Source organism: Streptomyces sp. NPDC054047 (assembly GCF_055585065.1).
Map to the genome: position 1 here is coordinate 339,013 of NZ_JBVJKV010000001.1, position 26,663 is coordinate 365,675.

At 71.2% G+C, this 26,663-nt stretch carries 31 protein-coding genes; 9 read left to right on the forward strand and 22 right to left on the reverse strand.

The genetic code is table 11. The annotated features are described in order from the left end of the window. Window positions 1-12 precede the first annotated feature (12 nt). From trpM to ACZ6ZP_RS01590, 6 genes are all read right to left on the reverse strand, one after another. Complete coding sequence (trpM, locus tag ACZ6ZP_RS01565; RefSeq protein WP_383819517.1) at window positions 13-234, reverse strand: tryptophan biosynthesis modulator TrpM; 222 nt, start codon at window positions 232-234, stop codon at window positions 13-15. A 9-nt stretch (window positions 235-243) separates the two neighbouring features. Continuing rightward, entirely contained in the window at window positions 244-1,053 is an 810-nt protein-coding gene (gene trpC / locus ACZ6ZP_RS01570) for an indole-3-glycerol phosphate synthase TrpC (protein WP_351162303.1), read from the reverse strand. 184 nt (window positions 1,054-1,237) lie between these two features. Then, the gene (locus tag ACZ6ZP_RS01575; protein ID WP_361463715.1) at window positions 1,238-1,681 is read right to left on the reverse strand and encodes a DUF2752 domain-containing protein; all 444 of its coding nucleotides are present in this window, start codon (window positions 1,679-1,681) and stop codon (window positions 1,238-1,240) included. 98 nt (window positions 1,682-1,779) lie between these two features. After that, window positions 1,780-2,016: an HGxxPAAW family protein gene (locus ACZ6ZP_RS01580; protein WP_351162307.1), complete on the reverse strand. Its 237-nt coding sequence runs from the start codon at window positions 2,014-2,016 to the stop codon at window positions 1,780-1,782. A gap of 102 nt (window positions 2,017-2,118) precedes the next feature. Further along, window positions 2,119-2,790: a TIGR02234 family membrane protein gene (locus tag ACZ6ZP_RS01585; protein WP_351162309.1), complete on the reverse strand. Its 672-nt coding sequence runs from the start codon at window positions 2,788-2,790 to the stop codon at window positions 2,119-2,121. 7 nt (window positions 2,791-2,797) lie between these two features. After that, window positions 2,798-4,300, reverse strand: a complete 1,503-nt coding sequence (locus ACZ6ZP_RS01590) for an anthranilate synthase component I (RefSeq protein WP_469405182.1) — start codon at window positions 4,298-4,300, stop codon at window positions 2,798-2,800. Window positions 4,301-4,378: 78 nt separating this feature from the next. Between ACZ6ZP_RS01590 and ACZ6ZP_RS01595 the strand changes: the two genes are divergently transcribed. Next, complete coding sequence (locus ACZ6ZP_RS01595) at window positions 4,379-4,846, forward strand: hypothetical protein (protein ID WP_351162313.1); 468 nt, start codon at window positions 4,379-4,381, stop codon at window positions 4,844-4,846. Here the strand turns inward: ACZ6ZP_RS01595 and hisI are convergent. Further along, complete coding sequence (hisI, locus tag ACZ6ZP_RS01600) at window positions 4,827-5,207, reverse strand: phosphoribosyl-AMP cyclohydrolase (protein ID WP_351162315.1); 381 nt, start codon at window positions 5,205-5,207, stop codon at window positions 4,827-4,829. The two genes, ACZ6ZP_RS01595 and hisI, sit on opposite strands and share 20 nt — an antisense overlap. Before the next feature lie 82 nt (window positions 5,208-5,289). On the opposite strand from hisI, the gene ACZ6ZP_RS01605 reads away from it, so the two are divergent. Both ACZ6ZP_RS01605 and ACZ6ZP_RS01610 read left to right on the forward strand, forming a co-directional pair. Further along, window positions 5,290-5,925, forward strand: coding sequence for a TIGR03085 family metal-binding protein (locus ACZ6ZP_RS01605; protein ID WP_469405185.1), 636 nt, complete (start codon window positions 5,290-5,292; stop codon window positions 5,923-5,925). Beyond that, window positions 5,925-6,320, forward strand: a complete 396-nt coding sequence (locus tag ACZ6ZP_RS01610; protein WP_351162319.1) for a VOC family protein — start codon at window positions 5,925-5,927, stop codon at window positions 6,318-6,320. The genes ACZ6ZP_RS01605 and ACZ6ZP_RS01610 overlap by 1 nt, the downstream gene beginning before the upstream one ends. A gap of 31 nt (window positions 6,321-6,351) precedes the next feature. Here the strand turns inward: ACZ6ZP_RS01610 and ACZ6ZP_RS01615 are convergent, their stop codons facing one another. The 10 genes from ACZ6ZP_RS01615 to hisD all read right to left on the reverse strand — a co-directional run bounded on the left by ACZ6ZP_RS01615 (window position 6,352) and on the right by hisD (window position 14,135). Further along, window positions 6,352-7,635, reverse strand: a complete 1,284-nt coding sequence (locus tag ACZ6ZP_RS01615) for an MFS transporter (protein ID WP_469405187.1) — start codon at window positions 7,633-7,635, stop codon at window positions 6,352-6,354. Window positions 7,636-7,647: 12 nt separating this feature from the next. Beyond that, window positions 7,648-8,268, reverse strand: coding sequence for a helix-turn-helix domain-containing protein (locus ACZ6ZP_RS01620; protein WP_361463721.1), 621 nt, complete (start codon window positions 8,266-8,268; stop codon window positions 7,648-7,650). Window positions 8,269-8,386: 118 nt separating this feature from the next. Further along, window positions 8,387-9,142 (reverse strand): imidazole glycerol phosphate synthase subunit HisF, encoded by a 756-nt coding sequence (hisF, locus tag ACZ6ZP_RS01625; protein WP_351162325.1) that lies wholly within the window; start codon window positions 9,140-9,142, stop codon window positions 8,387-8,389. After that, window positions 9,139-9,546 carry a RidA family protein gene (locus ACZ6ZP_RS01630; protein WP_361463723.1) on the reverse strand — a complete coding sequence of 136 codons (408 nt, stop codon included), beginning with the start codon at window positions 9,544-9,546 and terminating at the stop codon, window positions 9,139-9,141. The genes hisF and ACZ6ZP_RS01630 overlap by 4 nt, the downstream gene beginning before the upstream one ends. Beyond that, window positions 9,543-10,271, reverse strand: coding sequence for a bifunctional 1-(5-phosphoribosyl)-5-((5-phosphoribosylamino)methylideneamino)imidazole-4-carboxamide isomerase/phosphoribosylanthranilate isomerase PriA (priA, locus tag ACZ6ZP_RS01635; RefSeq protein ID WP_351162531.1), 729 nt, complete (start codon window positions 10,269-10,271; stop codon window positions 9,543-9,545). The genes ACZ6ZP_RS01630 and priA overlap by 4 nt, the downstream gene beginning before the upstream one ends. A 17-nt stretch (window positions 10,272-10,288) precedes the next feature. Beyond that, window positions 10,289-10,930 (reverse strand): imidazole glycerol phosphate synthase subunit HisH, encoded by a 642-nt coding sequence (hisH, locus tag ACZ6ZP_RS01640; RefSeq protein WP_351162329.1) that lies wholly within the window; start codon window positions 10,928-10,930, stop codon window positions 10,289-10,291. Between the two features lie 17 nt (window positions 10,931-10,947). Next, on the reverse strand, window positions 10,948-11,112 hold the full coding sequence (locus tag ACZ6ZP_RS01645; protein ID WP_351162331.1) for a hypothetical protein: 165 nt from the start codon (window positions 11,110-11,112) through the stop codon (window positions 10,948-10,950). Window positions 11,113-11,116: 4 nt separating this feature from the next. Beyond that, entirely contained in the window at window positions 11,117-11,710 is a 594-nt protein-coding gene (gene hisB, locus ACZ6ZP_RS01650; RefSeq protein ID WP_135330188.1) for an imidazoleglycerol-phosphate dehydratase HisB, read from the reverse strand. Next, on the reverse strand, window positions 11,707-12,813 hold the full coding sequence (locus tag ACZ6ZP_RS01655) for a histidinol-phosphate transaminase (RefSeq protein WP_351162333.1): 1,107 nt from the start codon (window positions 12,811-12,813) through the stop codon (window positions 11,707-11,709). The genes hisB and ACZ6ZP_RS01655 overlap by 4 nt, the downstream gene beginning before the upstream one ends. After that, the gene (hisD, locus tag ACZ6ZP_RS01660; protein ID WP_361463727.1) at window positions 12,810-14,135 is read right to left on the reverse strand and encodes a histidinol dehydrogenase; all 1,326 of its coding nucleotides are present in this window, start codon (window positions 14,133-14,135) and stop codon (window positions 12,810-12,812) included. The genes ACZ6ZP_RS01655 and hisD overlap by 4 nt, the downstream gene beginning before the upstream one ends. Window positions 14,136-14,372: 237 nt before the next feature. Here hisD and ACZ6ZP_RS01665 point away from each other — a divergent pair, with 237 nt between their 5' ends. The 5 genes from ACZ6ZP_RS01665 (at window position 14,373) to ACZ6ZP_RS01685 (ending at window position 18,516) form a co-directional block, all read left to right on the forward strand. Beyond that, window positions 14,373-15,887 carry an oxidoreductase gene (locus tag ACZ6ZP_RS01665; protein ID WP_383819935.1) on the forward strand — a complete coding sequence of 505 codons (1,515 nt, stop codon included), beginning with the start codon at window positions 14,373-14,375 and terminating at the stop codon, window positions 15,885-15,887. 218 nt (window positions 15,888-16,105) lie between these two features. Then, the gene (locus ACZ6ZP_RS01670) at window positions 16,106-17,113 is read left to right on the forward strand and encodes a hypothetical protein (protein ID WP_383819499.1); all 1,008 of its coding nucleotides are present in this window, start codon (window positions 16,106-16,108) and stop codon (window positions 17,111-17,113) included. A gap of 11 nt (window positions 17,114-17,124) precedes the next feature. After that, entirely contained in the window at window positions 17,125-17,865 is a 741-nt protein-coding gene (locus tag ACZ6ZP_RS01675) for an LON peptidase substrate-binding domain-containing protein (protein ID WP_361463731.1), read from the forward strand. Between the two features lie 32 nt (window positions 17,866-17,897). Then, entirely contained in the window at window positions 17,898-18,401 is a 504-nt protein-coding gene (ybaK, locus tag ACZ6ZP_RS01680) for a Cys-tRNA(Pro) deacylase (RefSeq protein ID WP_361463733.1), read from the forward strand. Window positions 18,402-18,441: 40 nt separating this feature from the next. Beyond that, window positions 18,442-18,516, forward strand: a complete 75-nt coding sequence (locus ACZ6ZP_RS01685) for a hypothetical protein (RefSeq protein ID WP_467690357.1) — start codon at window positions 18,442-18,444, stop codon at window positions 18,514-18,516. A gap of 7 nt (window positions 18,517-18,523) precedes the next feature. On the opposite strand, the gene ACZ6ZP_RS01690 is transcribed toward ACZ6ZP_RS01685, so the two are convergent. From ACZ6ZP_RS01690 to ACZ6ZP_RS01705, 4 genes are all read right to left on the reverse strand, one after another. Next, window positions 18,524-19,180, reverse strand: coding sequence for a DUF2567 domain-containing protein (locus tag ACZ6ZP_RS01690; RefSeq protein ID WP_351162345.1), 657 nt, complete (start codon window positions 19,178-19,180; stop codon window positions 18,524-18,526). Between the two features lie 34 nt (window positions 19,181-19,214). Then, window positions 19,215-20,033: an ABC transporter permease gene (locus ACZ6ZP_RS01695; protein WP_383819494.1), complete on the reverse strand. Its 819-nt coding sequence runs from the start codon at window positions 20,031-20,033 to the stop codon at window positions 19,215-19,217. 40 nt (window positions 20,034-20,073) lie between these two features. Further along, complete coding sequence (locus ACZ6ZP_RS01700; RefSeq protein WP_383819491.1) at window positions 20,074-21,108, reverse strand: ABC transporter ATP-binding protein; 1,035 nt, start codon at window positions 21,106-21,108, stop codon at window positions 20,074-20,076. Window positions 21,109-21,243: 135 nt separating this feature from the next. Further along, entirely contained in the window at window positions 21,244-22,500 is a 1,257-nt protein-coding gene (locus tag ACZ6ZP_RS01705; RefSeq protein WP_361463736.1) for an NYN domain-containing protein, read from the reverse strand. A 258-nt stretch (window positions 22,501-22,758) separates the two neighbouring features. Here ACZ6ZP_RS01705 and ACZ6ZP_RS01710 point away from each other — a divergent pair, with 258 nt between their 5' ends. Further along, complete coding sequence (locus ACZ6ZP_RS01710; RefSeq protein ID WP_351162349.1) at window positions 22,759-22,944, forward strand: hypothetical protein; 186 nt, start codon at window positions 22,759-22,761, stop codon at window positions 22,942-22,944. A gap of 73 nt (window positions 22,945-23,017) precedes the next feature. On the opposite strand, the gene dnaE is transcribed toward ACZ6ZP_RS01710, so the two are convergent. Further along, window positions 23,018-26,554, reverse strand: a complete 3,537-nt coding sequence (dnaE, locus tag ACZ6ZP_RS01715; RefSeq protein WP_351162351.1) for a DNA polymerase III subunit alpha — start codon at window positions 26,552-26,554, stop codon at window positions 23,018-23,020. Window positions 26,555-26,663 lie beyond the last annotated feature (109 nt).

Below are 26,663 nucleotides of genomic sequence, written 5' to 3' on the forward strand. Positions count from 1 at the left end.
GGGTGAGGACGGCTACGCGCCGTGAAGGGCAGACGATTCGTCCGGCCGACGCGACGCCGTGGCTGGTCGCGCAGTTCCCCGCGCCCCTGACGGGGCGCTCGGCCATCGCATCCCGTTCACCTGGCCCGGCTCATCGCCGATGACGTACCGCACCCTGCGGCCCCGCACGCGCCGCGCGGGCGCCCGGCAGCCGCGAGGGCGGCAGCCGGGTGCGAGGCGGGCGAAGGCGGTCATCGGGAGGGGTCAGCTCCGCCCGTGCCGCAGGGCCGGGTGCGCGCCCGCGGCGACCAGGTCGGAGACCGCGGACTTCGGGTCGCGGCCGGTCACCAGGGACTCGCCGACCAGCACCGCGTCGGCGCCGGCGTTGGCGAACGCGATGAGGTCGTGCGGACCGCGCACACCGGACTCGGCGATCTTGACGACGCTGTCCGGCAGCTCGGGCGCGACGCGCTCGAAGGTGGAGCGGTCGACCTTCAGGGTCTTGAGGTCGCGATTGTTGACGCCGATGACCTTCGCGCCCGCGTCCACGGCCCGCTCGGCCTCGTCCTCGTCGTGCACCTCGACGATCGGCGTGAGGCCGATCGAATGGGCGCGCTCGATGAGCGACTCCAGGGCGGGCTGCTCCAGGGCGGCCACGATCAGCAGGGCGAGGTCGGCGCCGTACGCCCGCGCCTCCCACAGCTGGTACGAGGTGACGATGAAGTCCTTGCGCAGCACCGGGATGTCGACCTTGGCCCGGACGGCCTCCAGGTCGGCGAGCGAACCGCCGAAGCGGCGCTCCTCGGTGAGCACGGAGATGACGGCGGCGCCGCCCGCCTCGTAGTCGGCGGCGAGTCCCGCGGGGTCGGCGATCGCGGCGAGCGCGCCCTTGGACGGGCTGGAGCGCTTGACCTCGCAGATGACCTTGACGCCGTCGCCGCGCAGCGCGGCGACCCCGTCCTTGGCCGCAGGAGCCTTCGCCGCGCGCTCCTTGAGCTCGTCGAGGCTGACGCGCGCCTGCCGCTCCGCGAGGTCGGCACGGACTCCGTCGATGATCTCGTCGAGCACACTCACGCGAGCGGCCCCCTTCCCAGACGGTGAAGCTTTTGTTTGAACCTCAAGCTGTCGGCTGCCTCATCAGGCATTCCGATGGTCACTGCGATGGTATCCGCAGGAGGGCGAAGGCCCCGCATCCGGTTGACGCCAGTCCCACGTCCTGGACACTCCGCACCGCTGCGGCCTGCGGTTTCGTCGTACGTCAAGGGTGCAGCCATGCCCCGAACGGCAGATTGCGCACGAGGGTGAACACGGCGATCAGCACGCCGATTCCGTACAGCTGTACGGGCCCCAACTCGATCCGCAGCCGTCGTCCGCGCGCCGCGCGGGCCGCCCAGAGGCTCCACACCACAGCGAAGACGCCGTACCCGACGACGGCGAGCGCGTTGGCGCCCAGTGCCGCGGTGAGGTCGCCGTGGACGAAGGCGTGGGCGCTGCGCAGTCCGCCGCAGCCGGGGCAGAACACGCCGGTGAGCTGGAGCAGCGGACAGGTGGGGTAGTGCCCCGGCTCGTTCGGGTCGACCGTCCCGACGTAGGCGAAGGCGGCGATCACCGAGCCGAGCACGCCGACGGGCACGGCCAGCCTGCGCAGTGCGGTGCCGGCGGGTGGTGCCGCGCTCCCGGGTTCAGCGTTCACCCGATGCATTCTGCCCTTCGGCGGTGGCCCGTGCCCGGCAGGGAAACGCGAAAAAGGAGGCCGCCCCGGCGCCTGCCGGGACCGCCTCCCACGTGCGTCGGTGGAGCTCAGCCCTCGGAGTGCGCGAGCTGACCCTGCGGCTGCCGCTGGCGCTTCGCCTGGCCGAGGCCCGCGGCGCGCATGACCATGCCCACGACGCCACCGGCGGCGACGATGACCATGCCGGCCCAGAAGCCCAGCGGGTTGGCCATCACCATGAAGGCACCCGATACGCAGAAACCGATGAAGGCGATGATGACACCGGTCCAGGCGGCCGGGGTGTGTCCGTGGCTCGTGCCCGCCATGACTTGCTCCTCGTTGCTGTATGCGTGGTGGTGATGCGTGGGGTGAGCCGAACGCTCACCGCTCCATTGTCCCGTACTCGCGCGCGTGCCGTGAGCGCGGGGTCATGCCTCGCGCGTCGGGTCCTCGCCGCGGTCCAGGGCCTTCCACAGGTCCTCGGGCCGGTTGGGGTCGACCGTGGGCGGCGCCTTGCGCGGACGCGGCGCGCCGTCGCGTTCGTAGCGTCCCGACATCGCGGGCCAGGACCTGCCGTACGTGAGGGCGAGCAGTCCGGCGATCAGGAGCAGCACGCCCGCGCCGGCCGCGGCGTAGGGCCAGGCCGTGTGGCTGAGATCACCGATCGTGGCGGCGGTGTCGCCGGAGGCCTCGGCGGCCTTCTCGTCGAGCGCGCCGCTGTCGTTCGCGGCGAGCAGGGCGGCGGCCACGGTGCCCGCGCCGCTCAGCGCGAGCAGCAGCGAGACCAGCGTCCGGCCGGCCTTGCGGACGGCGAAGACGGCGACGAGCGCGGCGAGCCCCACTATCGCCAGGGCCGCGGGCACGCCCGTGACATCGCTGCCCGTGGCGCTCAGCGGCAGGTCGCCGCCGGCCACCGAAGCGGTGCCGTTGGCCCACGTCTGGCGGGACGCGAGCAGGGCGAGGGCCGCGCCGACTGCGCCGAACAGCAGGGCCACGGCGATGCTGCGTCGGCCGCTGCGCTGGGCCCGGGTCTCGGGCTCTGCGTCGGGCTCGGCGGCGTCGGCGGCCTGGGTGCGGGGCGGTGGTACAGCAGAAGTCACGCCTCCACTATCCCTCACGTCCGTCGGGGCGCCGCAGCCGGTTGGCCGTGTGGACGGCCCGCAGGACCGCCGCCGCCTTGTTGCGGCACTCGGTGTCCTCGGCGACGGGATCGGAGTCGGCAACGACCCCGGCTCCGGCCTGGACGTATGCCGTGCCCTTGCGCAGGAGCGCGGTGCGGATGGCGATGGCGGTGTCGGAGTCGCCGGCGAAGTCGAGATATCCGACACAGCCGCCGTACAGGCCGCGCCGGGAGGGTTCGAGCTCGTCGATGATCTGCATCGCGCGGGGCTTGGGGGCGCCGGAGAGGGTGCCCGCGGGGAAGCAGGCGGTGAGCACGTCGAAGGCGGTGCGTCCCTCGGCGACCCGTCCCGTGACGGTCGACACGATGTGCATGACGTGCGAGTACCGCTCGATGGACATGAAGTCGACGACCTCGACGGAGCCCGGCTCGCAGACGCGCCCCAGGTCGTTGCGGCCCAGGTCGACCAGCATCAGGTGCTCGGCCCGCTCCTTGGGGTCGGCGAGCAGCTCGTCGGCGAGCGCCTGGTCCTCCTGCGGGGTCGCGCCGCGCGGCCGGGTGCCCGCGATGGGGTGCACCATGGCGCGCCCGTCCTCGACCTTGACGAGGGCCTCGGGCGACGAGCCGACGACGTCGAACCCGTCGAAGCGGAAGAGGTACATGTACGGCGAGGGGTTGGTGGCCCGCAGCACGCGGTAGACGTCCAACGCGCTGGCGTCACAAGGGGTTTCGAAGCGCTGCGAGGGCACGACCTGGAAGGCCTCGCCCGCGCGGATGCGCTCCTTGATGTCCTCGACGGCCTCTTGGTACTGCTCGCCGCCCCACAGCGCGGTGTACGCCGGGAGCTCGGACGGCGGGAGGGCGGCCGGGGGCTGCGAGACGGCCCGCGACAGGTCGGCCTCCATGGCGTCGAGCCGGGCCACCGCGTCGGCGTACGCCTCGTCGACGCCCGTCTGAAGGTCGTTGTGGTTGATCGCGTTGGCGAGCAGGAGCACCGAGCCGTCCCAGTGGTCGAGTACGGCGAGATCGCTGGTGAGCAGCATGGTCAGCTCGGGCAGCTGGAGGTCGTCGCGCTCACCGGGGCCGATCTTCTCCAGGCGCCGCACGATGTCGTAGCCGAGGTATCCGACCATCCCGCCGGTGAAGGGCGGCATCCCGGACGCCAGGTCGCGCGGTGTGTGCAGGGCCTCGACGGTGGCACGCAGGGCGTCGAGCGGGTCACCGGAAGTGGGGACGCCGACGGGCGGGGTGCCCAGCCAGTGGGCGTCGCCGTCGCGGGTGGTCAGGGTGGCGGCGCTGCGGACGCCTACGAAGGAGTAGCGAGACCAAGAGCGGCCGTTCTCCGCGGACTCCAGGAGGAACGTGCCGGTCCGCTCTGCGGCCAGCTTGCGGTAGAGCCCGACCGGAGTGTCGCCGTCCGCGAGGAGCCTGCGGCTGACGGGGATCACTCGGCGGTCGCTCGCGAGCTTGCGGAAGGTCTCGAGATCCATGGGAGGAGCTTACGGCCGTGCGGGTGGCCGCCGGTGTTTCTGGCCGACAGGTGGAACACCGGCCACTAGAACGGGACGATGACCAACCGCCGTACGCTGCCCGCCCTCGCCCTCCTCCTCGCGTCGACCGCGTTCGCGGCCGCCGCACCCGAGCCCGTGGTGTGGCCCGCCCCCAAGGACGTACCCGAGAGGGTGCGGGCCGCGGGCCTGACGATGCTCGACTCCGAGGCGATGGACATGCACATCCACACCACCCTGAAGGTGTTCTCCGGCCGCAGTCCCGTCACGGTCCCCGCGGACATCGGCATCGACCGCTCGGGCCCCAGGCCCCGCTACAGCCCGCTGCACACGCACGACACGACGGGCACCCTGCACGTGGAGTCGGAGGAGTGGCGGGACTTCACCCTGGGTCAGTTCATGACCGAGTGGGGCGTGAGCGGCGTACGGGAGAAGTGCCGCGCCGATGTCGCCGGGCGCGCCTGGGCCGGCGATCCGTCCCGCATCGTGCTGCGGGACGGCGAGACGATCACTCTCCGATGCCGGTGAAGGACACCGTGAGGGAGTCGGAGTCGAAGCACGTGCGGGTGCCCGTGTGACAGGCGGCGCCGATCTGGTCGACCTGGACCAGGACGGTGTCCGCGTCGCAGTCCAGGGCCACGGACTTCACGTACTGGAAGTGCCCGGACGTGTCGCCCTTGACCCAGTACTCCTGGCGGCTGCGCGACCAGTACGTGCAGCGGCCCGTGGTGAGCGTGCGGTGCAGCGCCTCGTCGTCCATCCAGCCGAGCATCAGCACCTCGCCGGTGTCGTACTGCTGGGCGACGGCGGGGACGAGTCCGTCCGCGCCGCGCTTGAGGCGGGCGGCGATCTCGGGGTCGAGGCTGCTGGGCGGGGGCGTGGCGGTCATGGACCCATTGTGCCGCGCCCTCGGGGCCCCGCCGGGCCACGTCCACTGGGCGGACCCCGTACCGAGTCGTAGGCTGGGTGGCATGTCGACCCATGCCAAGCGTGAACGACTTCTCCTCGCCGACCTGTTGGAGGCCGAGGGTCCCGATGCCCCCACCCTCTGTGAGGGCTGGAACACCCGTGATCTCGCGGCCCATGTGGTGGTCCGCGAGCGCCGCGCGGACGCCGCGGGCGGGCTGGTGATCAAACAGCTGGCCTCGCGTCTCGAACGGGTGCAGGCGGAGTTCGCCGCGAAGCCCTACGAGGAACTGATCCAACTGATCAGGACGGGGCCGCCGCGCTTCTCCCCCTTCTCCCTCAAGCAGATCGACGAGGCGTCGAACGCCGTCGAGTTCTACGTACACACCGAGGACGTGCGCCGCGCCCGGCCCGGCTGGACGCCGCGCGAGCTCGACCCGGTCTTCGCGGACGCCCTGTGGTCCCGCCTGGAGAAGATGGCCCGCCTGGTGGGCCGCAAGGCTCCGGTGGGCGTGGTCCTGCGGCGCCCGGACGGCCAGACGGCGGTGGCGCACCGCGGCACTCCCGTGGTGACGGTGACCGGAGAGCCGTCCGAGCTGCTGATGTTCGTGCACGGACGGCAGGACGCGGCCGACGTCGAGCTGGACGGGGACAAGGACGCGATCGCCCGACTGCACGAGACGAAGCAACTGGGCATCTGATGATCAAGATCGCCATGACCGGCGTGTACGTCGACGACGTGGCCAGAGCCCACGCCTTCTACACGGACGTACTCGGCTTCGAGACCCGCCACCACGTGGACATGGTGGGCGGGCAGGTGTTCGTCACCGTGGGGGCGGCGGGCGGTCAGGGCGATGTGGAACTGCTCCTCGAACCGGGCGAGGGCCCCATCGCGGAGCCCTACCGCAAGGCGCTGCACGAGGCGGGAATCCCGTGCATCGTCTTCGGGGTCGACGACGTACGGGCCGAGCACGAGCGGCTGCGGGGCCTCGGGGTGCGGTTCGCCCAGGGGCCGGAGGAGCAGGGGCCGGTGATCACCGCGGTGCTTGACGACACGGTGGGGAATCTGGTGCAGCTGATGGAGACCAAGGCGTAGGCCTCCCCCGGCTCCGTTGCCCGGCCGTGTGTCATGGCCGGGGCGGGGCGGTCACGGCCGGGGTGGTCGGCAGCTCGGCCGCACGAAGCCCTCGCGAGCCCAGCCCGTAGAGACCGGCGAGCGCGCAGGTCGCCGCGCTGGCGGTGAACACGGGGGCCGTCCCCCAGACGCCCACGGCCCATCCCGTCAGGGGGTACGTCAGCGGCGCCACGCCCAGGCTGACGAGGCCGGCGACCGCGGTGACCCGGCCGATGTACGCGGGGTCCGACTCGGTCTGCACCAGCGCCGAGGACAGGGCACCGGTGAGTCCCACCAGGAGACCGACCAGGAGCGCCACCCCGGCCGCGACCGGCAGGCTCGGCAGATAAGCCACGGCGGCGATCCCCGCGGCCCCCACGGCACACGTCCCGGACAGCACGAGGCCCGCCCGCGGCAGCCTCCCCCGCACGGTCAGCAGCAGCGCCGACACCCCTGCCCCCAGGCCGAACCCGGCGAGCACCACGCCCATCCCCGACGCACCCCAGCCGCGCTCGTCGGCCAGCATGGTGAGCCCGATGTTCAGGGGTCCGACGAAGCCGAGATCCCCCAGGGCGACGACCACCATCAGCGGGGCCAGGACGCGGTGGCGTCGGATGTACCGGAGCCCGTCGCCCAGTTCGCTCCACGCGGTCCTGCCGCCCTGCGCCGTCTCCTCTGCGGGCAGCTCGGCCATGCGGACGGACACCAGCAGCGGCAGCGACACCGCGAAGAGCAGCCCGGCGACGCCGAAGGCCGTGGCCGCCCCGCCGAGTGCCACGCCGAGGCCGCCGAGCGGCGCCCCCACCACGTTGGCGAGCCGGATCACCAGGCCCCGCATGCCCTGCACGCGCGCCAGCTGGTGCCGCACGGTGATGCGTGCGGGCAGCGCGCCCACGGCAGGCATGAACAGCGCGTCGACCACACCGAAGACGAACCCGAGCGCGACGAGCAGCCACACCCCGGGGCTCGTCCCGATGAGCGCCCCCGCCACCGCGAACACCGCGACGCACCGGACCGCGTCGCTGCCGATGACGACCTTGCGCGGCCCGAACCGGTCGGCGACGACCCCGCCGCCCAGCATCAGGAGCGCACGCGGCACGGCGCTGACGGCCATGACCACGCCCGCCTGCGCAGGGCTTCCGGACTGGAGGGCGGCCCAGGAGAGCGCGAGGTAGTAGACGTTGTCGCCAACCGCGGACGCGCTGTACGCGCCGAGCCAGCGCAGGACGTTGGCGTCCCGGTACGCGGGCTTCTCGGGGGCGGGGACGGGAGCCGTACGTATGCCGGTGGTGGTCATGGCGCCGCCCTCTCAGATCCGGAACGGGAAACTGGCCAGATGCACCGCGACGTTCTCGCGCCCCTCGGTGTCGCCCGCCGCCTCGGCGGCCTTGCCCTGCTCCTCGTACGTCTTGACCAGGGCGTGGATCTCGGCGTTGAGCCGGGTGAGTTCGGCGGGGTTGAGGCGGGCGAGGAAGTCCGACTGGTCCGCCGCCGTGCGCCACTCGGCGCCCCAGGCCGCCTGCTGGTCCAGATAGGTGTTGTACTGCTCCTCCCGCTGGGCGATCAGAGCGCGGACGACGGCCGTGTGCGTGGCCGCCCCCTCCGGCGTGTCCTTGAAGTCCTCGTGCCGGAAGCTCAGGGTGTCCTGCGCCGCCTGCCACCATCGCTCCCGCGCGTCCCCGCTCTGCACCTCCGCCTCCACGATCAGGCCGTGCTCCGCCAGCTTGCGGAGGTGGTAGCTGACCAGTGAGACGGCCTCGTCGACCTGCGAGGCGAGTTGGGACGCGGTCGACGGGCCCGCCACCCGCAGCGTGCCGTAGACCTTCAGACGCAGCGGATGCCCGAAGGCCTTGAGCGTGCCGACGTCGGTGATGCGGCGGGACTCTTCACGCTTGGGCTTGGGATTGGGCTCGGGCTGCTTGTCGTTCATGGCTTCACCGTAGATAGAAAAGAAAACTTGCGCAATATAAATTGCGCAAGTTTCCCTTCCTATCTGGGCGACGCAAAGCCCTGGCCACCCAGTGACCAGGGCTTGTGCGAGGAACCGCTCAGCGGACCGGGTTGCCCGCCTCCCGCAGGGCGTCCTTCACCTCGCCGATCCGCAGATCACCGAAGTGGAAGACCGACGCGGCGAGCACCGCGTCCGCGCCCGCCGCGATCGCGGGCGGGAAGTGTTCCAGGCGGCCCGCGCCGCCGGACGCGATCACCGGGACGGTGACGTGACGGCGTACCGCCGCGATCATCTCGATGTCGTAGCCGTCCTTCGTGCCGTCCGCGTCCATCGAGTTGAGCAAGATCTCGCCCGCGCCCAACTCGGCGGCCTGGTGCGCCCATTCGACGGCGTCGATCCCAGCGGACTTGCGGCCGCCGTGGGTGGTGACCTCGAAGCTCCCGGACGGAGTGCGCCTCGCGTCCACCGAGAGGACGAGCACCTGGCGCCCGAAACGCTCCGCGATCTCGCGGATCAGCTCCGGGCGGGCGATGGCGGCCGTGTTCACGCCCACCTTGTCCGCGCCCGCGCGCAGCAGCTTGTCGACGTCCTCGGCGGTGCGGACGCCGCCGCCCACCGTGAGCGGGATGAAGACCTGCTCGGCGGTGCGGCGGACCACGTCGTACGTCGTCTCGCGGTTGCCGGAGGACGCGGTGATGTCCAGGAAGGTGAGCTCGTCGGCGCCCTCGGCGTCGTACACCTTGGCCATCTCGACGGGGTCGCCCGCGTCGCGCAGGTTCTGGAAGTTGACGCCCTTGACGACGCGGCCGTTGTCCACGTCCAGGCAGGGGATCACGCGTACGGAGAGGGTCATGCCGTCACCCCTGCCCGCGGGCCGTACGCCTCGACCTCGACCTCGACGACCAGGCTCGGGTCGATGAAGCCGGAGACGATGAGCATCGACGCGGCGGGGCGGACGTCGTCGAAGAGCTCCTTGTGGGCCCGGCCCACCTCCTCCACGTCCCGCGCGTGCGTCAGGTACATACGGGTGCGTACGACGTGCTCGCGGCCCAGGCCCAGCTTCTTCAGCGCCTCGATGGCCACGTGGAAGGCGTTGGCCGCCTGCTCGTAGGGGGTTCCGGCGTCTATCACGCCGTCCACCACCGACGTGCAGCCCGACACCAGGACAAGGCCGTTGGGCAGCTCGACGGCGCGGGAGTAGCCGATCGCCTCCTCCCACGGTCCGCCCGAGCTCACCCTGCGGACGACGTCACTCATGACGACGCCACCGCCGCGAGGGCCTCTTCGAGCGTGAAGGCCTTCGCGTACAGCGCCTTGCCGACGATGGCGCCCTCGACGCCCTGCGGGACGAGCTCGGCGATCGCGCGCAGGTCGTCCAGGGACGAGACGCCGCCGGAGGCCACCACCGGGCGGTCCGTGGCCGCGCAGACGTTGCGCAGGAGCTCCAGGTTCGGGCCCTGGAGCGTGCCGTCCTTGGCGATGTCGGTGACGACGTAGCGGGCGCAGCCCTCGGAGTCGAGGCGCTCAAGGGTTTCGTAGAGGTCGCCGCCGTCGCGGGTCCAGCCGCGGCCGCGCAGGGTCGTGCCGCGCACGTCCAGGCCCACCGCGATCTTGTCGCCGTGCTCGGCGATGACCTTGGCGACCCACTCCGGGGTCTCCAGGGCGGCGGTGCCCAGGTTCACGCGGGTGCAGCCGGTGGCCAGGGCCGCGGCGAGCGTGTCGTCGTCGCGGATGCCGCCGGACAGCTCGACCTTGATGTCCATGGCGCCCGCTACCTCGGCGATCAGCGCGCGGTTGTCGCCGGTGCCGAACGCGGCGTCCAGGTCGACCAGGTGCAGCCACTCGGCGCCCGACCGCTGCCAGGAGAGGGCGGCCTCCAGCGGGGAGCCGTAGGAGGTCTCCGATCCGGACTCGCCGTGGACGAGGCGCACGGCCTGGCCGTCGCGGACGTCGACGGCGGGAAGGAGTTCGAGCTTGCTCACAGAGATCCCTGACATTCCTAGAGGGTTCCGATCCAGTTGGTGAGGAGCTGGGCGCCGGCGTCGCCGGACTTCTCGGGGTGGAACTGCGTGGCCCACAGCGCGCCGTTCTCGACGGCGGCCACGAAGGGCTCGCCGTGCGTGGTCCAGGCGACCTTCGGGGCGCGGAAGGCGGGGTTGCCCGCCTCGAAGTCCCAGTGGTGCACGGCGTACGAGTGCACGAAGTAGTAGCGGGCGTCGGCGTCCAGGCCCGCGAACAGCTGCGAGCCCTCGGGCGCCTGGACCGTGTTCCAGCCCATGTGCGGGACGATGTCGGCCTTGAGCGGCTCGACGGTGCCGGGCCACTCGTCGAGGCCCTCGGCCTCCACATCGTGCTCGATGCCGCGCGCGAAGAGGATCTGCATGCCCACGCAGATGCCCATCACGGGGCGGCCGCCCGCGAGCCTGCGGCCCACGATCCAGTCGCCGCGCGCCTCCTTGAGCCCCTGCATGCAGGCGGCGAAGGCGCCGACACCGGGGACGAGGAGACCGTCGGCGTTCATGGCCGTGTCGTAGTCACGGGTTATCTCGACCTCCGCGCCCGCGCGCGCGAGGGCGCGCTCGGCGGAACGGACGTTCCCGAAGCCGTAGTCGAAGACGACGACCTTCTTGGGAGCGGTCATACGTGGATCAGCTCCCCTCAGTTCCAGTAGTCGAGCCGCATGACGCCCGCGACGATGCACATGGCCGCGCCGATGGAGAGCAGCGTGATCAGGCTCTTGGGCATCCCCTGCTTGACGAAGGAGATGATGCCGCCGACCAGGAAGAGACCGACGACGATCAGGATGGTGTTGAGACCGGTCATGGCTTTACAGCGCGCCCTTCGTGGAGGGGAGGATCCCGGCGGCACGCGGGTCGCGCTCGGACGCGTAGCGCAGCGCGCGGGCGAGGGCCTTGAACTGGCACTCCACGATGTGGTGGGCGTTGCGGCCGTAGGGCACGTGCACGTGCAGGGCGATCTGGGCCTGCGCGACGAAGGACTCCAGGATGTGCCGGGTCATCGTCGTGTCGTACGTGCCGATCATCGGCGCCATGGTCTCGGGCTCGGTGTGCACGAGGTAGGGGCGGCCGCTGAGGTCGACGGTCACCTGGGCGAGCGACTCGTCCAGCGGGACCGTGCAGTTGCCGAAGCGGTAGATGCCCACCTTGTCGCCGAGCGCCTGCTTGAAGGCGGCGCCCAGGGCGAGGGCGGTGTCCTCGATGGTGTGGTGCGTGTCGATGTGCAGGTCGCCCTCGGTCTTGACCGTGAGGTCGAAGAGGCCGTGGCGGCCGAGCTGGTCGAGCATGTGGTCGTAGAAGCCGACACCCGTCGACACCTCGACCTTGCCGGTGCCGTCGAGATCGATCTCGACGAGGACCGACGTCTCCTTGGTGGTGCGTTCGACCCGTCCAACGCGGCTCATGCCTGCTGCTCCTTCTTCAGTTCGCGTACCGCATCGAGGAACGCGTCGTTCTCTTCGGGGGTTCCTGCGCTGACGCGCAGCCAGCCCGGTACTCCGTTGTCCCGGACCAGGACGCCCCGGTCGAGGATCCGCTGCCAGACCGTGTGGGAATCTTCGAATCGCCCGAACTGCACGAAGTTGGCGTCGGAGTCGGTCACTTCATAGCCGATCGCACGCAGCTCGCCCACCAGGCGGTCGCGCTCCCGCTTCAGCTGCTCGACGTACTTCAGGAGCGTGTCGGTGTGCTCCAGGGCGGCGAGCGCGGTGGCCTGCGTGACGGCCGACAGGTGGTACGGCAGGCGTACGAGCTGTACGGCGTCGACGACCGCCGGGTCGGCCGCGAGGTAGCCCAGGCGCAGCCCGGCCGCTCCGAAGGCCTTCGACATGGTGCGGGAGATCACGAGGTTCGGCCGTCCCGCGAGCAGCGGGAGCAGCGAGTCGCCGTGGCTGAACTCGACGTACGCCTCGTCCACGACCACCATCGACGGCTTGGCGGCCTGCGCGGCTTCGTAGAGCGCGAGGACCGTGTCGCCGGAGACGGCGTTGCCCGTGGGGTTGTTGGGCGTGGTGATGAAGACGACGTCGGGCCGGTTCTCGGCGATGGTCCTCGTCGCCGCCTCGACGTCGATCGTGAAGTCGTCGCCGCGGGGGCCGGAGATCCAGCCCGTGCCGGTGCCGCGCGCGATGAGCCCGTGCATCGAGTACGAGGGCTCGAAGCCGATGGCGGTGCGGCCGGGCCCCCCGAAGGTCTGCAGGAGCTGCTGGATGACTTCGTTCGAGCCGTTGGCCGCCCAGACGTTCGCCAGGGTGACCTCGTGGCCGCCGGTGTCCGTGAGGTAGCGCGCGAGCTCGGTGCGCAGCTCGACCGCGTCGCGGTCGGGGTAGCGGTTGAGGTCGCGGGCCGCATCGCGGACGCGCTCGGCGATGCGCTCGACGAGGGCGTCGGGGAGCGGGTAGGGGTTCTCGTTCGTGTTCAGTCGTACGGGTACGTCGAGCTGGGGCGCGCCGTAGGGGGACTTGCCGCGCAGCTCGTCGCGTACCGGAAGGTCGTCGATGTGGGTCACTTGGTCTCCGGCACCTTCCATCCGAACCGGGCCTTGATCGCCGCGCCGTGCGCCGGCAGGTCCTCGGCCTCGGCGAGCGTCACCACGTGGCGGGCCACGTCGGCGAGCGCGTCACGCGTGTAGTCGACGATGTGGATGCCGCGCAGGAAGGACTGGACGCTGAGCCCCGAGGAGTGGCAGGCGCAGCCGCCCGTCGGCAGGACGTGGTTGGACCCGGCGCAGTAGTCGCCGAGCGAGACGGGCGCCCACGGTCCGACGAAGATCGCGCCCGCGTTCGTCACGCGCTCCGCGACGGCGGCGGCGTCCGCGGTCTGGATCTCCAGGTGCTCGGCGCCGTACGCGTTCACGACGCGCAGGCCCTCCTCCAGGCCGTCGACCAGGACGATCGCGGACTGCCTGCCCTCCAGGGCGGGGACGATCCGGTCCTCGACGTGCTTGGTCGCCGCGACCTGCGGCTCCAGCTCCTTGGCGACCGCGTCGGCCAGGGCCACGGAGTCGGTGACCAGGACGGCTGCCGCGAGCGGGTCGTGCTCGGCCTGGCTGATCAGGTCGGACGCCACGTGCACGGCGTCGGCCGTGTCGTCGGCGAGGACCGCGATCTCGGTCGGGCCCGCCTCGGTGTCGATGCCGATGCGTCCGGTGAAGTAGCGCTTGGCGGCGGCGACCCAGATGTTGCCGGGTCCGGTGACCATGTCGGCGGGTGCGCAGGTCTCGGTGCCGTACGCGAACATGGCGACGGCCTGGGCGCCGCCCACGGCGTACACCTCGTCGATGCCCAGGAGCGCGCAGGCGGCGAGGATCGTCGGGTGCGGGAGGCCGCCGAAGTCCTTCTGCGGCGGGGACGCGAGCGCCATCGACTCGACGCCCGCCTCCTGCGCCGGGACGGCGTTCATGATCACGGAGGACGGGTACACGGAGCGGCCGCCCGGGGCGTACAGCCCCACGCGCTCGACCGGGACCCACTTCTCGGTGACCGTGCCGCCGGGCACGACCTGCGTGGTGTGCGGGGCGCGGCGCTGCTCGCGGTGGACGATGCGGGCCCGCCGGATCGACTCCTCGAGCGCCTCGCGCACGAGTGGGTCGAGGCCGGTCAGGGCCTCGGCGATGGCGCTCGCGGGGACGCGGATCCGCGTCAGGACCACCCCGTCGAACCTCTCCGCGTAGTCGATCAGCGCCGCGTCGCCACGATGATGCACGTCCTCGCAGATGGGCCGCACCTTCTCCAGGGCGGCCGCGACGTCGAAGTCGGCACGGGGCAGCAGGGCGCGCAGGGCGGGGCCCTCGGGGAGGGCGTCGCCGCGCAGATCGATTCGGGAGATCACAGGGCCAATTCTCGCAGACCCTGATTGCGGGTCGAACGCCGTATCACTGGCTGATATAGATCCCGGAAGACACCGTTCACCACTAGCGTTCAGGCCGTCACGGAACGGGCATGAAACAGGTGTACGAGACACGGGCGCATCGCGGCACGGGATCGCAGTACGGGGAGGACAACAGCAGTGGTCGACGACACCGGCATCGGGGACCCGCCGGACGGACTGACTGCCGCCGAGATCGGCATGTGGCAGGCCTTCCGCAACGGCAGCGTCTACGACCTCCGGTCGGGGGACGCGATGGCGGACGATCCGCACGGCGGCCACCCCTGGGGTCCCGAGCGCAGCGTGCGCGCCCGCATCGTGTGCTGGCTGCTGCTCGAAGGGCCGCCCGCGCTCTCCGGCCGGGTCTCGTCGCTGAAGCTCTCGGGCCTCCAGATCACGGACGTGCTCGATCTCGCGGGCGGCGAGATCCTGCCCTACGCCGAGCTGAAGCACTGCCGCTTCGAGAAGGAAGTCCTCGTCCCCGAGGCCAAGTTCACCACCCTGCGCCTGGTCAACTGCTCGATCCCGCGCGTGGAGGCGGCCCGCGTGCACACGGAGGGCGACCTGCATCTGCCGCGCTGCCGGATCCACAACGGCATGCGGCTCACGGACGCCCAGATCGGCACCGACCTGCTGATCAACCAGGCCGTGATCTACCGCGACCGGCGCGGCAACTCGATCATGGGCGACGGCCTCTCGGTCGGCCAGGACCTGCAGGCCGAGATGATGGAGTCGCACGGCCAGCTGAGCCTGCGCGGGGCGAAGGTCGGCGTCTCCTTCAGCCTGCGCGGCAGCAAGCTCGCCAACCCCTACGGCCAGCGGGCGCTCAACGCCCCGCAGATGACCGTGGAGCGCACGCTCTACATGACGCCCGCCGCGCTCGGCGATCCCCCCATGACCAGTGGCACCACTCCCCCGCGCGGCACCCGCGTCCAGCGCTTCGAGTGCCAGGGCGGCATAAGGCTCGACGACGGGCGCTTCGGCGACGCCGTGGACCTGGCCCAGGCCCGCTTCACCCTGGAGAACGACCAGGAGGTGTCGCTGCGCCGCGTCCAGACCCCCGAGCTGCGCTTTCTCGGCGAGGCCCCGCAGCGCGGCAAGATCATTCTGTCCGGCGCCAAGGTCGTCAACCTCATCGACAAGTCGACCAGCTGGCCGGGGCCCGGCGGCCTCCAGATGGGCGGCTTCAGCTACGAGAACCTCGTCCCGCAGGGCAGCTTCCCGCTCTCCCGGCGGCTGGCCTGGGTGGCGGCGGCGACCGCCGAGTACAACCCCGAGCCGTACGAGAAGCTGGCCACCGTCCTGCGCAACGGCGGCGAGGACGCCGACGCCCGCGAGGTCCTGCTGGCCAAGCAGCGCCGCCGCCGCGAGACCCTGCCGCTCGCGGCCAAGCTCTGGGGCTTCGCCCAGGACTGGACGGTGGCCTACGGCTACCGGCCGGGCCGGGCCGCCCTGTGGATGGCGGTGCTCTGGGCGGTGAGCGCGGTGGCCTTCACGCGCGCCGACCACCCGGCGATCAAACCGGGCGAGCACCCGAACTGGAACCCCGCGCTCTTCTCCCTCGACCTGCTGCTCCCGGTCATCAACCTCGGCCAGGACAGCTACTGGCAGCTGCGCGGCGGCTGGCAGTGGTTCGCGGCGATCCTGATCTTGCTCGGCTGGGTGCTCGCGACGACGGTGGCGGCGGGGGCGACGAGGCTGCTGCGGAGGAACTGACGGGGCCGGAGCGGCTCCGGGGGCGGCCGAAAAGCCGCAGGGAGCCGCAGGGAGCCGGCGAAAGCCGAGGGAAGCCGACGGGAGCCGCAGGGCAGCTGACGGGGGCCAGATATTTTGCCTTCCCTTGACCATCGGGCAGGCAACCTGACGACCGATGCAAAAGCTTCACCGGCCACCCCCTGGTACTGCCCCGACCTGCGGTTTTCAATACCCACACGATGGCACTCCTGCGCGCCCTGATCCGCACCGCACGAATGGTCAGGAACACCCCCCTCCTGGCCGCCGACCTGACCCCCGACGACGAGGTGCTCCTCGACGCACCCGACGACCGGCTCGGCCCCGCCCTGGTCGCCGCGGGCCGGGGCGACTACGACCCCGCGGCCAAGCTCCTCGCGATGACCCGCGAGGGCAACGAATGGGAGAACCGCGACCGCTACACCACGCGCCTCGCCACCTTCGCCCGCTCCCGCCCGGAGTGGTTCGACGCCTGGCAGTGCGCCGCGCCGCACGACCCGGACGCGCTGCTCGTCAAGGCCGAGCTCGCGGTCGTCCGCGGCTGGGAGTCGCCCGCCCACGCCGAGCTGCTGCGCGAGAGCGCGCCGCTGCTCGTCGCGGCCACCGAGGCCGACCCGCGCGACCCCGTCCCGTGGCGCATCGCCCTGGACCACGCGCGCGGCACCCATGCCCCGCACACGGTCTTCGACGAGATCTGGGCCGAGGCGGTGCACCGCTCCTCGCACCACTACGGCTGCCACACCTCGGCGCTCCAGTACCTGTCGGCCGCCTGGTACGGCTCGCACCGCCAGTGCTTCGACTTCGCCGAGCGCGCGGCCCGGGACGCGCTGCCCGGCTCGCTGATCCAGGCGCTGCCCGCGCGGGCCGCGCTCGCCTACCTCACCAGCGCGTCGGGGAGCGTGCCGCGCGAGCGCCTGGACGCCGCCGCGGACCTCGGGATCGCCGTCTCCCACGAGTACGACGCCGGGGACCCCTGGCCCGCGGAGGTGCGCAACCTCCTCACCTACGTCCTCGTACGCCTGGAGCGGTGGACCGACGCCCTCGAACAGGTGCGCCTCATCGGGCCGCACGCGACGTCCTTCCCCTGGGACCGGATGGCCGACGATCCACTGGGCCAGTTCCTCGAACTGCGCGACGGCATCCGCATCGAGGTGGCCTCCGAGACCCCGCTGCGCACCGGTGGCGGACGTCCCCGCTCCGGCGACCATTAGGCTTGAGGCTCGTGACCACCGTCCGGCTTCCGCTCTTCCCGCTCAACTCGGTGCTGTTCCCGGGACTCGTGCTCCCGCTGAACGTGTTCGAGGAGCGTTATCGCGCCATGATGCGCGACCTGCTCAAGACTCCCGAAGAGGAGCAGCGCCTCTTCGCGGTCGTCGCGATCCGTGACGGGCTCGAGGTGGCGCCGAGCGCCCCGGGCCTGCCCGACCCCACCGCCCAGCCCGAACAGGGGCCGACCGCCGGCTTCGGCGACGACCCGCTCAAGGCCTTCCACGCGGTGGGCTGCGTGGCGGACGCGGCGACGATCAGGGAGCGCGCCGACGGCGGCTTCGAGGTCCTCGCCACCGGCACCTCGCGCGTGCGCCTGCACTCGGTCGACGCGTCGGGCGCCTTCTTGACCGCCGAGGTCGAGGAGCTGCCCGAGGAGCCGGGCGAGGAGGCCGGCGCGCTGGCGGCGGGCGTGCTGCGGGCGTTCCGCGCCTACCAGAAGCGGCTCGCCGGGGCGCGCGAGCGGTCCCTCTCCACGGGCGCCGACCTGCCGGACGACCCGTCCGTGGTGTCGTATCTGGTCGCCGCCGCTGCCGTCCTCGACACCCCCACCAAGCAGCGGCTCCTGGAGGCGCCGGACACGGCCTCGCGCCTGCACGAGGAGCTGAAACTCCTTCGCGCCGAGACCGCGATCATCCGTAATCTGCCGTCGTTGCCCGCGACGGACCTCACGCGCGGCACCACGAGCCTCAACTGAACGAGCCGCAACTGACGTAAGGCGCGAGCGCTTTGGCGAAGAAGCAGAAGAAGCAGTCGGGCACGGGCGGCACCCCCGCGACGGTCGCCCTCACCGCGGCGGGCGCCGACTACACCGTGCACGCCTACGAACACGACCCCGCGCACCCCTCGTACGGCGAGGAGGCGGCGCAGGCCATGGGCGTCTCCCCCGACCGGGTCTTCAAGACCCTGGTGGCGGAGGTCGACGGCGAGCTGACGGTGGCCGTGGTCCCCGTGGCGGGCACCTTGAACCTCAAGGCCCTGGCCACGGCGGTCTCCGGCAAGCGCGCGGTGATGGCGGACCCCGCGGCCGCCGAGCGCACCACGGGGTACGTGCGGGGCGGCATCTCGCCGCTCGGCCAGCGCAAGAAGCTCCGCACGGTCCTGGACGACTCGGCCTCCGCGCACGCCACGATCTGTGTCTCCGCGGGCCGCAGGGGTCTGGAAGTGGAGCTGGCCCCCGGCGACCTCGCCCGTCTCACCGGCGCGGTACTGGCACCGATCGGGCGTGAATAGGCCCTCGACGGGGGCCCCGGGCTCGACTAGTACCACCCTCATGTCGAAGAAGACGCGCAAGAGGAAGTGGCGGGTGCGCAAGGGCAAGGCGAACCACGGGAGGCGCCCCGCCTGACGTCAGCTCAGCTGCCGTCGGCCCGTCCGGGGTCTCCGTAGGGCAGGGGGTACGGCTCGGGGTCGCGCGGCCCGAAGAGCGCGGTGAGACCGAGGTGGACCAGCAGGGCCGCCACGGGCCAGGCCAGCAGCGCGCCCTTGGCCTTGAGCTCCAGGGGCGCGTCGAACACGACGCCCTTGCCCACCGCCTTCGCGTGGGCGACGACATCGGTCTCCGGCCCCAGGAAGATCCCGAGCCGCCAGCCGAGCACCGCGCCGAGCAGCCCGCCGGCCGTGAGGCCGACGACGAGCGGAATCCCGCCGCGCTTGCGCAGCAGGAACACGACGGCGCCGCTCACCGCGCCGAAGGCGAGCGCGAGCAGGGTGAACGTTCCGTCGACCCCGATCGCCTGCTCTCCCTCGGTGTCCTTGAGGTACACCGCGTCGCTGTCGGTCACCAGCGGGACCCGTGGCGCCAGCCACAACCACAGGAGGCCGAGCAGTACGCCACAGACAGCGACCGCGACCATGATCACAGCGGCCTGCCGCACTTCGGTCTTCATGCCGGGACCGTCCTCCTCGTGCGCCGACAGGGGAACGGCTCCGGACGGCTCAGCGGCTTGCTGCCAGGGGTCGTGCGGGGGCTGGTCACGGGGCGGCTGGGAGGGCGTCAGCGGTGCAGTCACCCCAACATGGTGCCAGTCCTGCCTGAGGACCGCGTCACCGCACAGCCGCTCGGCGGTAGGCCCAGGTGGCGATCGCCAGCGAGGCGACGCCGACCCCCGCGCAGACCGCGAGATCCAGCGCGACGGCGGCCCAGTCGGGATGCGGTCCGAAGGTGCGGGCGAACGCCTCGACCCCGTACGTCGAGGGCAGCAGGTCACGGGCGTACTGCAGGAAGCCGGGCATCCGCTCGGCCGGAAGCACACCGAGGAGCAGCGCCGCCGACATGCCCAACTGTCCGAGCAGCGTGGCCAGTTCGGGCCGGGGCGCGAGCAGTCCGAGGGCGGCGCCGAGACCGGCGAGCGCGGCACCGGCCAGCGGGATCACCGCGGCGAGCACCCACAGGTTGGCCAGCGGAAGCCCGAAGAGCCCGCATCCGACGACCGCGGTGACCAGCGTGCCCGGCACGGTGAACGAGGCGTAGGCGGCCGCCGCTCCCAGGACCACCGACGCGGGCGGCACGGGCAGGGTGGCGTAGTGGTCCAGGCCGCCGTCGGCCCGCAGCTGCCCGAAGTACTGCGCGAGCAGGTTGAGCGCGACGAACGCGACGACGAGCACGGAGGAACCGGCGACGACGGCACGCGCCTCACCGCCCCCGTCGACGACGCCCCGCATCAGGATCATGATCCCGACGGACTGGAAGGTCGCCACGAAGAGCAGCGGGATGCGCGCGACCCGCGCCCGGGACAGCTGTGCCCGGTAGACGGCCGCGAGCGCGGGAAACAGCCGCGCACGGGGCCCCAGGGGCGCGGCGGCGTCGGCCTGCCGCTCGCGGTCGTCGGCCCGCACCGCGGCTTCCAGGGGAACGGCACTCACCGAACGACCCTCCTGTTGCTGTTCCTGCGCCTGGCGAAGGTCACGCCTTCACCAGCCCTTCCCCGTTCCCGCCCAGCGCGAGATACACGTCCTCCAAGCTCGGTGTGGCCAGTGTGAAGTCGTCCAGGGCGGAGAAGGCGGCTCCGCCGGTGACCGCCGCGACAGCGGCGCGCGCCTCGTCGGGGGCGAGCCGCAGGGACCACCGTCGCCCGGATTCCACCGCGGATGAGCGCAGCGCGGCGACCTCGGGGACGTCCAGCGGCGCCCGCTCCCGCCAGACGAGCTCCACCCGGACCTCGCCCGCGACCTGCTCCTTCAGCCCCAGGGGGCTGTCGCAGGCGATGACCTTGCCGTGGTCCAGGACGGCGACGCGGTCCAGGACCGTCTCGGCCTCGATGACGTTGTGGGTGACGAGCAGCACCGTGGTGCCGCGCTCGGCCCGGCGCCGGTCGACCGCGCCCCACACGGCGCGCCGCGCGATGGGGTCCATGCCGGTCGTCGGCTCGTCGAGGACGAGCAGCGGCCGCTCCCCCACCAGGGCGGTGGCGAAGCAGGCGAGCCTGCGCTGCCCGCCGGAGAGCTTCTTCAGGGGGCGCGACGCGAGCGGGAGGAGCGCGAGCTCTTCGAGTACGGCGTCCCGCTCGGCCCGCGCGGCGCGCACATCGAGGCCGCGCAGCCGCGCGGTCGTCTCGACGGCGAGCGAGACGGTCAGTTCGTCGAGGGCGGTGGACTCCTGCCCCAGGTAGGCCAGGATTCGCGCGGCCCGCTCGGGGTGGCGCAGGATGTCGTGCCCGAGGATCTCGACGCTCCCGCTGTCGGGCCGCATCAGGCCGGTCAGCTGGCGTACGAGGGTGGACTTGCCGGCGCCGTTGGGTCCCAGGAGGCCGAAGATCTCGCCGCGCCTGACCTCGAGGCTGATGCCGTCGGTGGCGCGCACCTCGGGCGTCGCGGGCGTGCCGCGCCTGCCACGGGCGGCGGGATACGTCTTGACGAGGTCGCGCACCGCGCAGACGACATCACTGCCGTGACCCTGTCGGAGCCCTTGTCGGACTGCCTGTGCCGAGCGCGTACTCACGAAGGACGAGGGTACGGGGTCCCGTGCCCGCAGCGACGCCCGGGGCGCCCCGTACGCCCCGTATCAGTCGTCTGCGGACGTGTTCGGTCACTCATCTGCGGACGTGCCCCGCTGTTCGTTCGCGTATCCGTTCGGTCACTCGCCGGAGCGGTCGCCCACCGGTGCGTGCTCGACGGCCGTGTGGACGTCGATCTCGCGCCAGAAGCCCGCCCGGATCGCGTACCGGTCGTGCTCGTCGATCTGGTCGTCCTTGTGGGCGAGCAGACCGAAGCGGGCCGCGTACCGCAGGAGCTCGCCGTCGACGCGGTGCGGGATGCGCGGGTACATCGTCGAGAGCTTCTGGAGGTTGTGCTGTTCCGGCAGGCGGGCCATCCAGCGGCGCGCGAACACCTGCCCGACCTCGAAAGGATCACCACCGACGGTGGTGATGTCCTCCTCCCGGTCGGCCCAGCGCTGCTCGGCCGTCGTCAGCTGGGCGAGCGTCGGCAGGGCGGCGGCCTCCGGGCTCTCCGCGGCGCCGCCGGGGCGCTCGACCCAGCCCTTGTCGGAGGACCAGCGCAGCGTGGCGTTGGTGGGGTGCGGGGCGGCCTGGGTGCCGGGGCCGCGCAGGGCGGCCAGGTCCTTGGGGGTGGGCACGCCCTTGCCCGGCGGGTGGTGGGCGCCGGCGCCGTCTCCGTTGGCCCCGGCCTCGGCGTGCTGTCCGTGCTGGGCGTGGTGCACTCCCGCGGCCTCGTCGGCGGCGCGCTGGGCGCTGGCGGCGAGCGCGGACTCCGGCAGGGGCGCGGAGAGGATCGCGGCGATCTCGGGGCGCGGGGCGGGAGGGGGCGCGCAGACGCCGGTGAGCTCCTTGGGGCGTACGGCCTTGGTGATCCAGGCGCGGTCCAGGACGCGGCGCTCGTCGGCCTCGGCGACGAGGTCCTCGGACTGGTTGTAGTCCCCGTCGGCGGCCTGCACGGCCCACAGGTGGACGGCGACGCCGTGCTCCTTGGCGGCCATCATGCCGGGCAGCAGGTCCCCGTCGCCGGTGACGAGCACGATGTCCGAGCAGGCGCGGTTGCGGGCCAGTTCCGTCAGCTCGGCGTGCATGGCGGCGTCGACGCCCTTCTGGGCCCACCGTCCGTCGCTCCGGGTCAGGGCGCCGAGCCGGACCGTCACGCGGGGCATGACGCGCAGCCTGCGGTGCTCGGGCTGCGGGACGCGGTCGGGGGCTCCGTCGAACCAGTAGATCCGCAGCAGGGGGCGCTCGGTGTCGGATTCGGCGCGCTCACGGATGCCCTGGATCAGGGCGGTGTGATCGACGGTGATCCGGGACCGCGACGGCTCGCCCGCGAGGAGACTCGCGGCCGCACCCAGCAGATACCCGGCGTCCACCAGGACGATGCAGCGGTCCACGCGATCCACCCTCTTTCCCTGGAGATTCCCTGGAAGCAATGGTTCGGGTTTCCTTCGAGTCTGCCCGACCCTGCGGAGGTTAACGGCCGGAACTCGATCTTCGGCGTGGCGTAGCTCCACTTCATTTTCCGGCGGGGCTCCGACGGGCCTCCGACAGGGCTTATTACGCACGGTAATTCTCTGAAATGCGCAGCTTGTCGCCATATGTGAATCTGGTCGCATCCTGGCCCCCAGATCCCCCTCAGGAGGAAGATCACTATGGCCAAGAACAAGAACCGCAAGCAGGGCGGCGACGAGAACCGCGCCTCGGCAGCGGAGCAGGCGTCGGAGCAGGCCAAGTCGTCGGCGGAGCAGGCCGAGTCGCGGATGAAGGACGCCGTGCAGTCGCAGGGCAGCCCGGCCGAGGTCGCGCGCAAGCACCAGCGTCGCTTCGGCCACAACTGACGCGCGCACAGGCGCATATGCGTGAAGGGGCGCACCCGGACTTCCGGGTGCGCCCCTTCGACGTGGATCGGACCTACCCGGCCAGACAGGACGCGCCGAGCAGCACCTTCAGGTCACCGAAAAGGGCGGGATCCGGCTGTACGCGGTGGCGGTCGAGCCGCAGCACCGTCGTCTTCTGCGCCCCCTGGAGCTTGATCCGCACCTCGCTGTTGCCGCGGTGGTGGCTGAGGATCTCGCCGAGGCGGGTGACCATCGGCGGGGTCACCTTCACCGTCGGAATGGTGATCAGGACGGGCGCGTTGGTGCCCGCGTTCGACAGGTCGGGGACCTGCATCTCCATCGCGACCAGGCGCGGCACGTCCTCGCGCTTGTCGAGGCGGCCCTTGACGAACACCACCGCGTCCTCGACGAGTTGGGTCGACACCAGCTGATAGGTCGCCGGGAAGAACATGCACTCGATGGAGCCCGCGAGGTCCTCGACCGTGGCGATGGCCCAGGCGTTGCCCTGCTTGGTCATCTTGCGCTGGAGGCCGGAGATGATGCCGCCGATGGTGACGATCGAGCCGTCCGAGTAGTCACCGCCGGTGAGCTGCCCGATGCCCGCGTCGGCCTTGTCGGACAGCACGTGCTCCAGGCCGAAGAGCGGGTGGTCGGAGACGTACAGACCGAGCATCTCCCGCTCCTGGGCGAGGAGATACGTCTTTTCCCACTCGTCGGTGGAGAACTCCACGTCGAGCCCGAAGCCCGGCTCGTCCCCGCCGTCCTCGCCCCCTCCGAAGAGGTCGAACTGCCCTTCCGCCTCCTTGCGCTTGACCTGCACGACGTTGTCGATCATCGGCTCGTACTGCGCGGTCAGGCCCTTGCGGGTGTGCCCCATGGTGTCGAAGGCGCCCGCCTTGATCAGCGACTCCGTGGTCCGCTTGTTGCAGGCGGCGGCCTCGACCTTGTCGAGGTAGTCCGGGAAGGAGGCGAACTTCCCCTTCGCCTTGCGCGAGCGGACGATCGACTCGACCACGTTCGTACCGACGTTGCGGACCGCCTCCAGGCCGAAGAGGATCACGTCGTCGCCCTGCGCGGCGAAGTTGTGCACGGACTCGTTCACGTTCGGCGGCAGCACCTTGATGCCCATGCGCCGGCACTCGTTCAGATAGACGGCCGACTTGTCCTTGTCGTCCTTGACCGAGGTGAGCAGCGCGGCCATGTACTCGGCGGGGTAGTTCGCCTTGAGATAGGCCGTCCAGTACGTGACCAGGCCGTACGCCGAGGAGTGCGCCTTGTTGAACGCGTACCCGGCGAAGGGCACCAGGACGTCCCACAGCGCCTGGATCGCGGCGTCCGAATAGCCGTTCTTCTTCGCTCCCTCCTGGAAGAGGACGAAGTTCTTCGCCAGCTCGTCGGGCTTCTTCTTGCCCATCACGCGGCGCAGGATGTCGGCTTCGCCGAGGGAGTAGCCGGCGATGATCTGCGCGGCCTTCTGCACCTGCTCCTGGTACACGATGAGGCCGTAGGTCAGGCCCAGCGTCTCCTTCAGGGGCTCTTCGAGCTCCGGGTGGATCGGCGTGATCTCCTGGCGGCCGTTCTTGCGCTCCGCGTAGTTGATGTGCGAGTTCATGCCCATCGGGCCCGGCCGGTAGAGGGCCGATACGGCGGAAATGTCCTCGAAGTTGTCGGGCTGCATCTGGCGCAGCAGCGAACGCATCGGGCCGCCGTCGAACTGGAAGACGCCGAGCGTGTCACCGCGGCAGAGCAGCTGGAAGGTCTTCGGGTCGTCGAGCGGGAGGGAGAGCATCTCCAGGTCGATGCCCTTGCCCGCCCGCACCATCTTGACGGCGTCGTCCATGATGGTGAGGTTTCGCAGGCCAAGGAAGTCCATCTTGAGCAGGCCGAGCGACTCGCACTGGGGATAGTCCCACTGCGTGATGGTGACGCCGTCCGTGTGGCGCGTCCAGAGCGGCGCGTGGTCCACGATCGGCTCGCTGGACATGATCACGCCGGCCGCGTGCACGCCCATCTGCCGGACCAGGCCCTCCACACCCTTGGCGGTGTCGATGACCTTCTTCACGTCCGGCTCGTTCTCGTACATCCCCCGGATCTCGCCCGCCTCGCTGTAGCGCGGGTGCTTGGTGTCCGTGATGCCGGAGAGGTCGATGCCCTTGCCGAGGACGTCGGCGGGCATCGCCTTGGTGAGGCGGTCGCCCATCGCGTACGGATATCCGAGCACGCGCGCGGAGTCCTTGATGGCGTTCTTCGCCTTGATCTTGCCGTACGTGCCGATCATGGCGACCTTGTCGGCGCCGTACTTCTCGGTCACGTACCGGATGACTTCCACGCGCCTGCGCTCGTCGAAGTCGATGTCGACATCGGGCATGGAGACGCGCTCGGGGTTGAGGAACCGCTCGAAGATCAGGCCGTGCGTGATCGGGTCGAGGTCGGTGATGCCCATGGCGTACGCGACGATCGAGCCTGCCGCGGAGCCACGCCCTGGGCCCACCGCGATGCCGTTGTTCTTGGCCCACATGATGAAGTCGGCGACCACGAGGAAGTACCCCGGGAACCCCATCTGGATGATGATGTCCATCTCGTACTCGGCCTGCTTCTGCCGGTCGTCGGGGACACCGCCCGGGTAGCGGCGGCCCATGCCGACCCGGACCTCCTCCTGGAACCAGGTGACTTCGGTGAAGCCCTCCGGGATCTCGAACTTCGGCATGAGGTCGCGCTTCTCGAACATCCCGGTGGTGTCGATCTGCTCGGCGACCAGGAGCGTGTTGCGGCAGCCTTCCTGCCAGGCGTCCGAGGAGTCGATGGCGTACATCTCGTCCGTGGACTTCAGGTAGTAGCCGGTGCCGTCGAAGCGGAAGCGGTCGGGGTCCGAGAGGTTCTTGCCGGTCTGGATGCAGAGCAGGGCGTCGTGCGCGGTCGACTCGTGGGCGTACGTGTAGTGCGAGTCGTTCGTGACCAGGGGCGGGATGCCCAGTTCCTTGCCGATCTTCAGGAGGTCGTCGCGGACCCGGCGCTCGATGTCGATGCCGTGGTCCATCAGCTCCAGGAAGTACCGGTCCTTGCCGAAGATGTCCTGGTACTCACCGGCGGCCTTGCGGGCCTCCTCGTACTGGCCCAGGCGCAGGCGGGTCTGGAGCTCTCCGGAGGGGCAGCCGGTGGAGGCGATCAGGCCCTCCGACCACTGGGAGATCGTCTCCTTGTCCATACGCGGCCACTTCTGGAGCCAGCCCTCGGCGTACGCGTCCGAGGAGAGCCGGAAGAGGTTGTGCAGGCCGGTGCTGTTCGCCGCCCAGATCGTCTTGTGGGTGTAACCACCCGAACCGGACACGTCGTCACGCTTCTGGTGCGGCTGGCCCCACTTGATCTTCCGCTTGTTGCGGCGGGACTCCGGGGCCACATACGCCTCGATGCCGATGATCGGCGTGACGCCCGCCTTCTGCGCCGAGTGGAAGAAGTCGTACGCCCCGTGCAGATTGCCGTGGTCGGACATGGCGATGTGCGTCATGCCCATCTCATTACAGGCGTTGAACATGTCCTTCAGCCGCGCGGCACCGTCCAGCAGCGAGTACTGGGTGTGGACGTGGAGGTGCGTAAAGGGCGGCTTGGTCACGGCGGGAGGCCTCCGGAGAACATCGGCAACGGACTGCGGGCAGTCTGGGGGGACAGCGTGGAAGTCTAATCCGGAGCACTGACAACCGGCGGGCACTCGGGGGTACCGT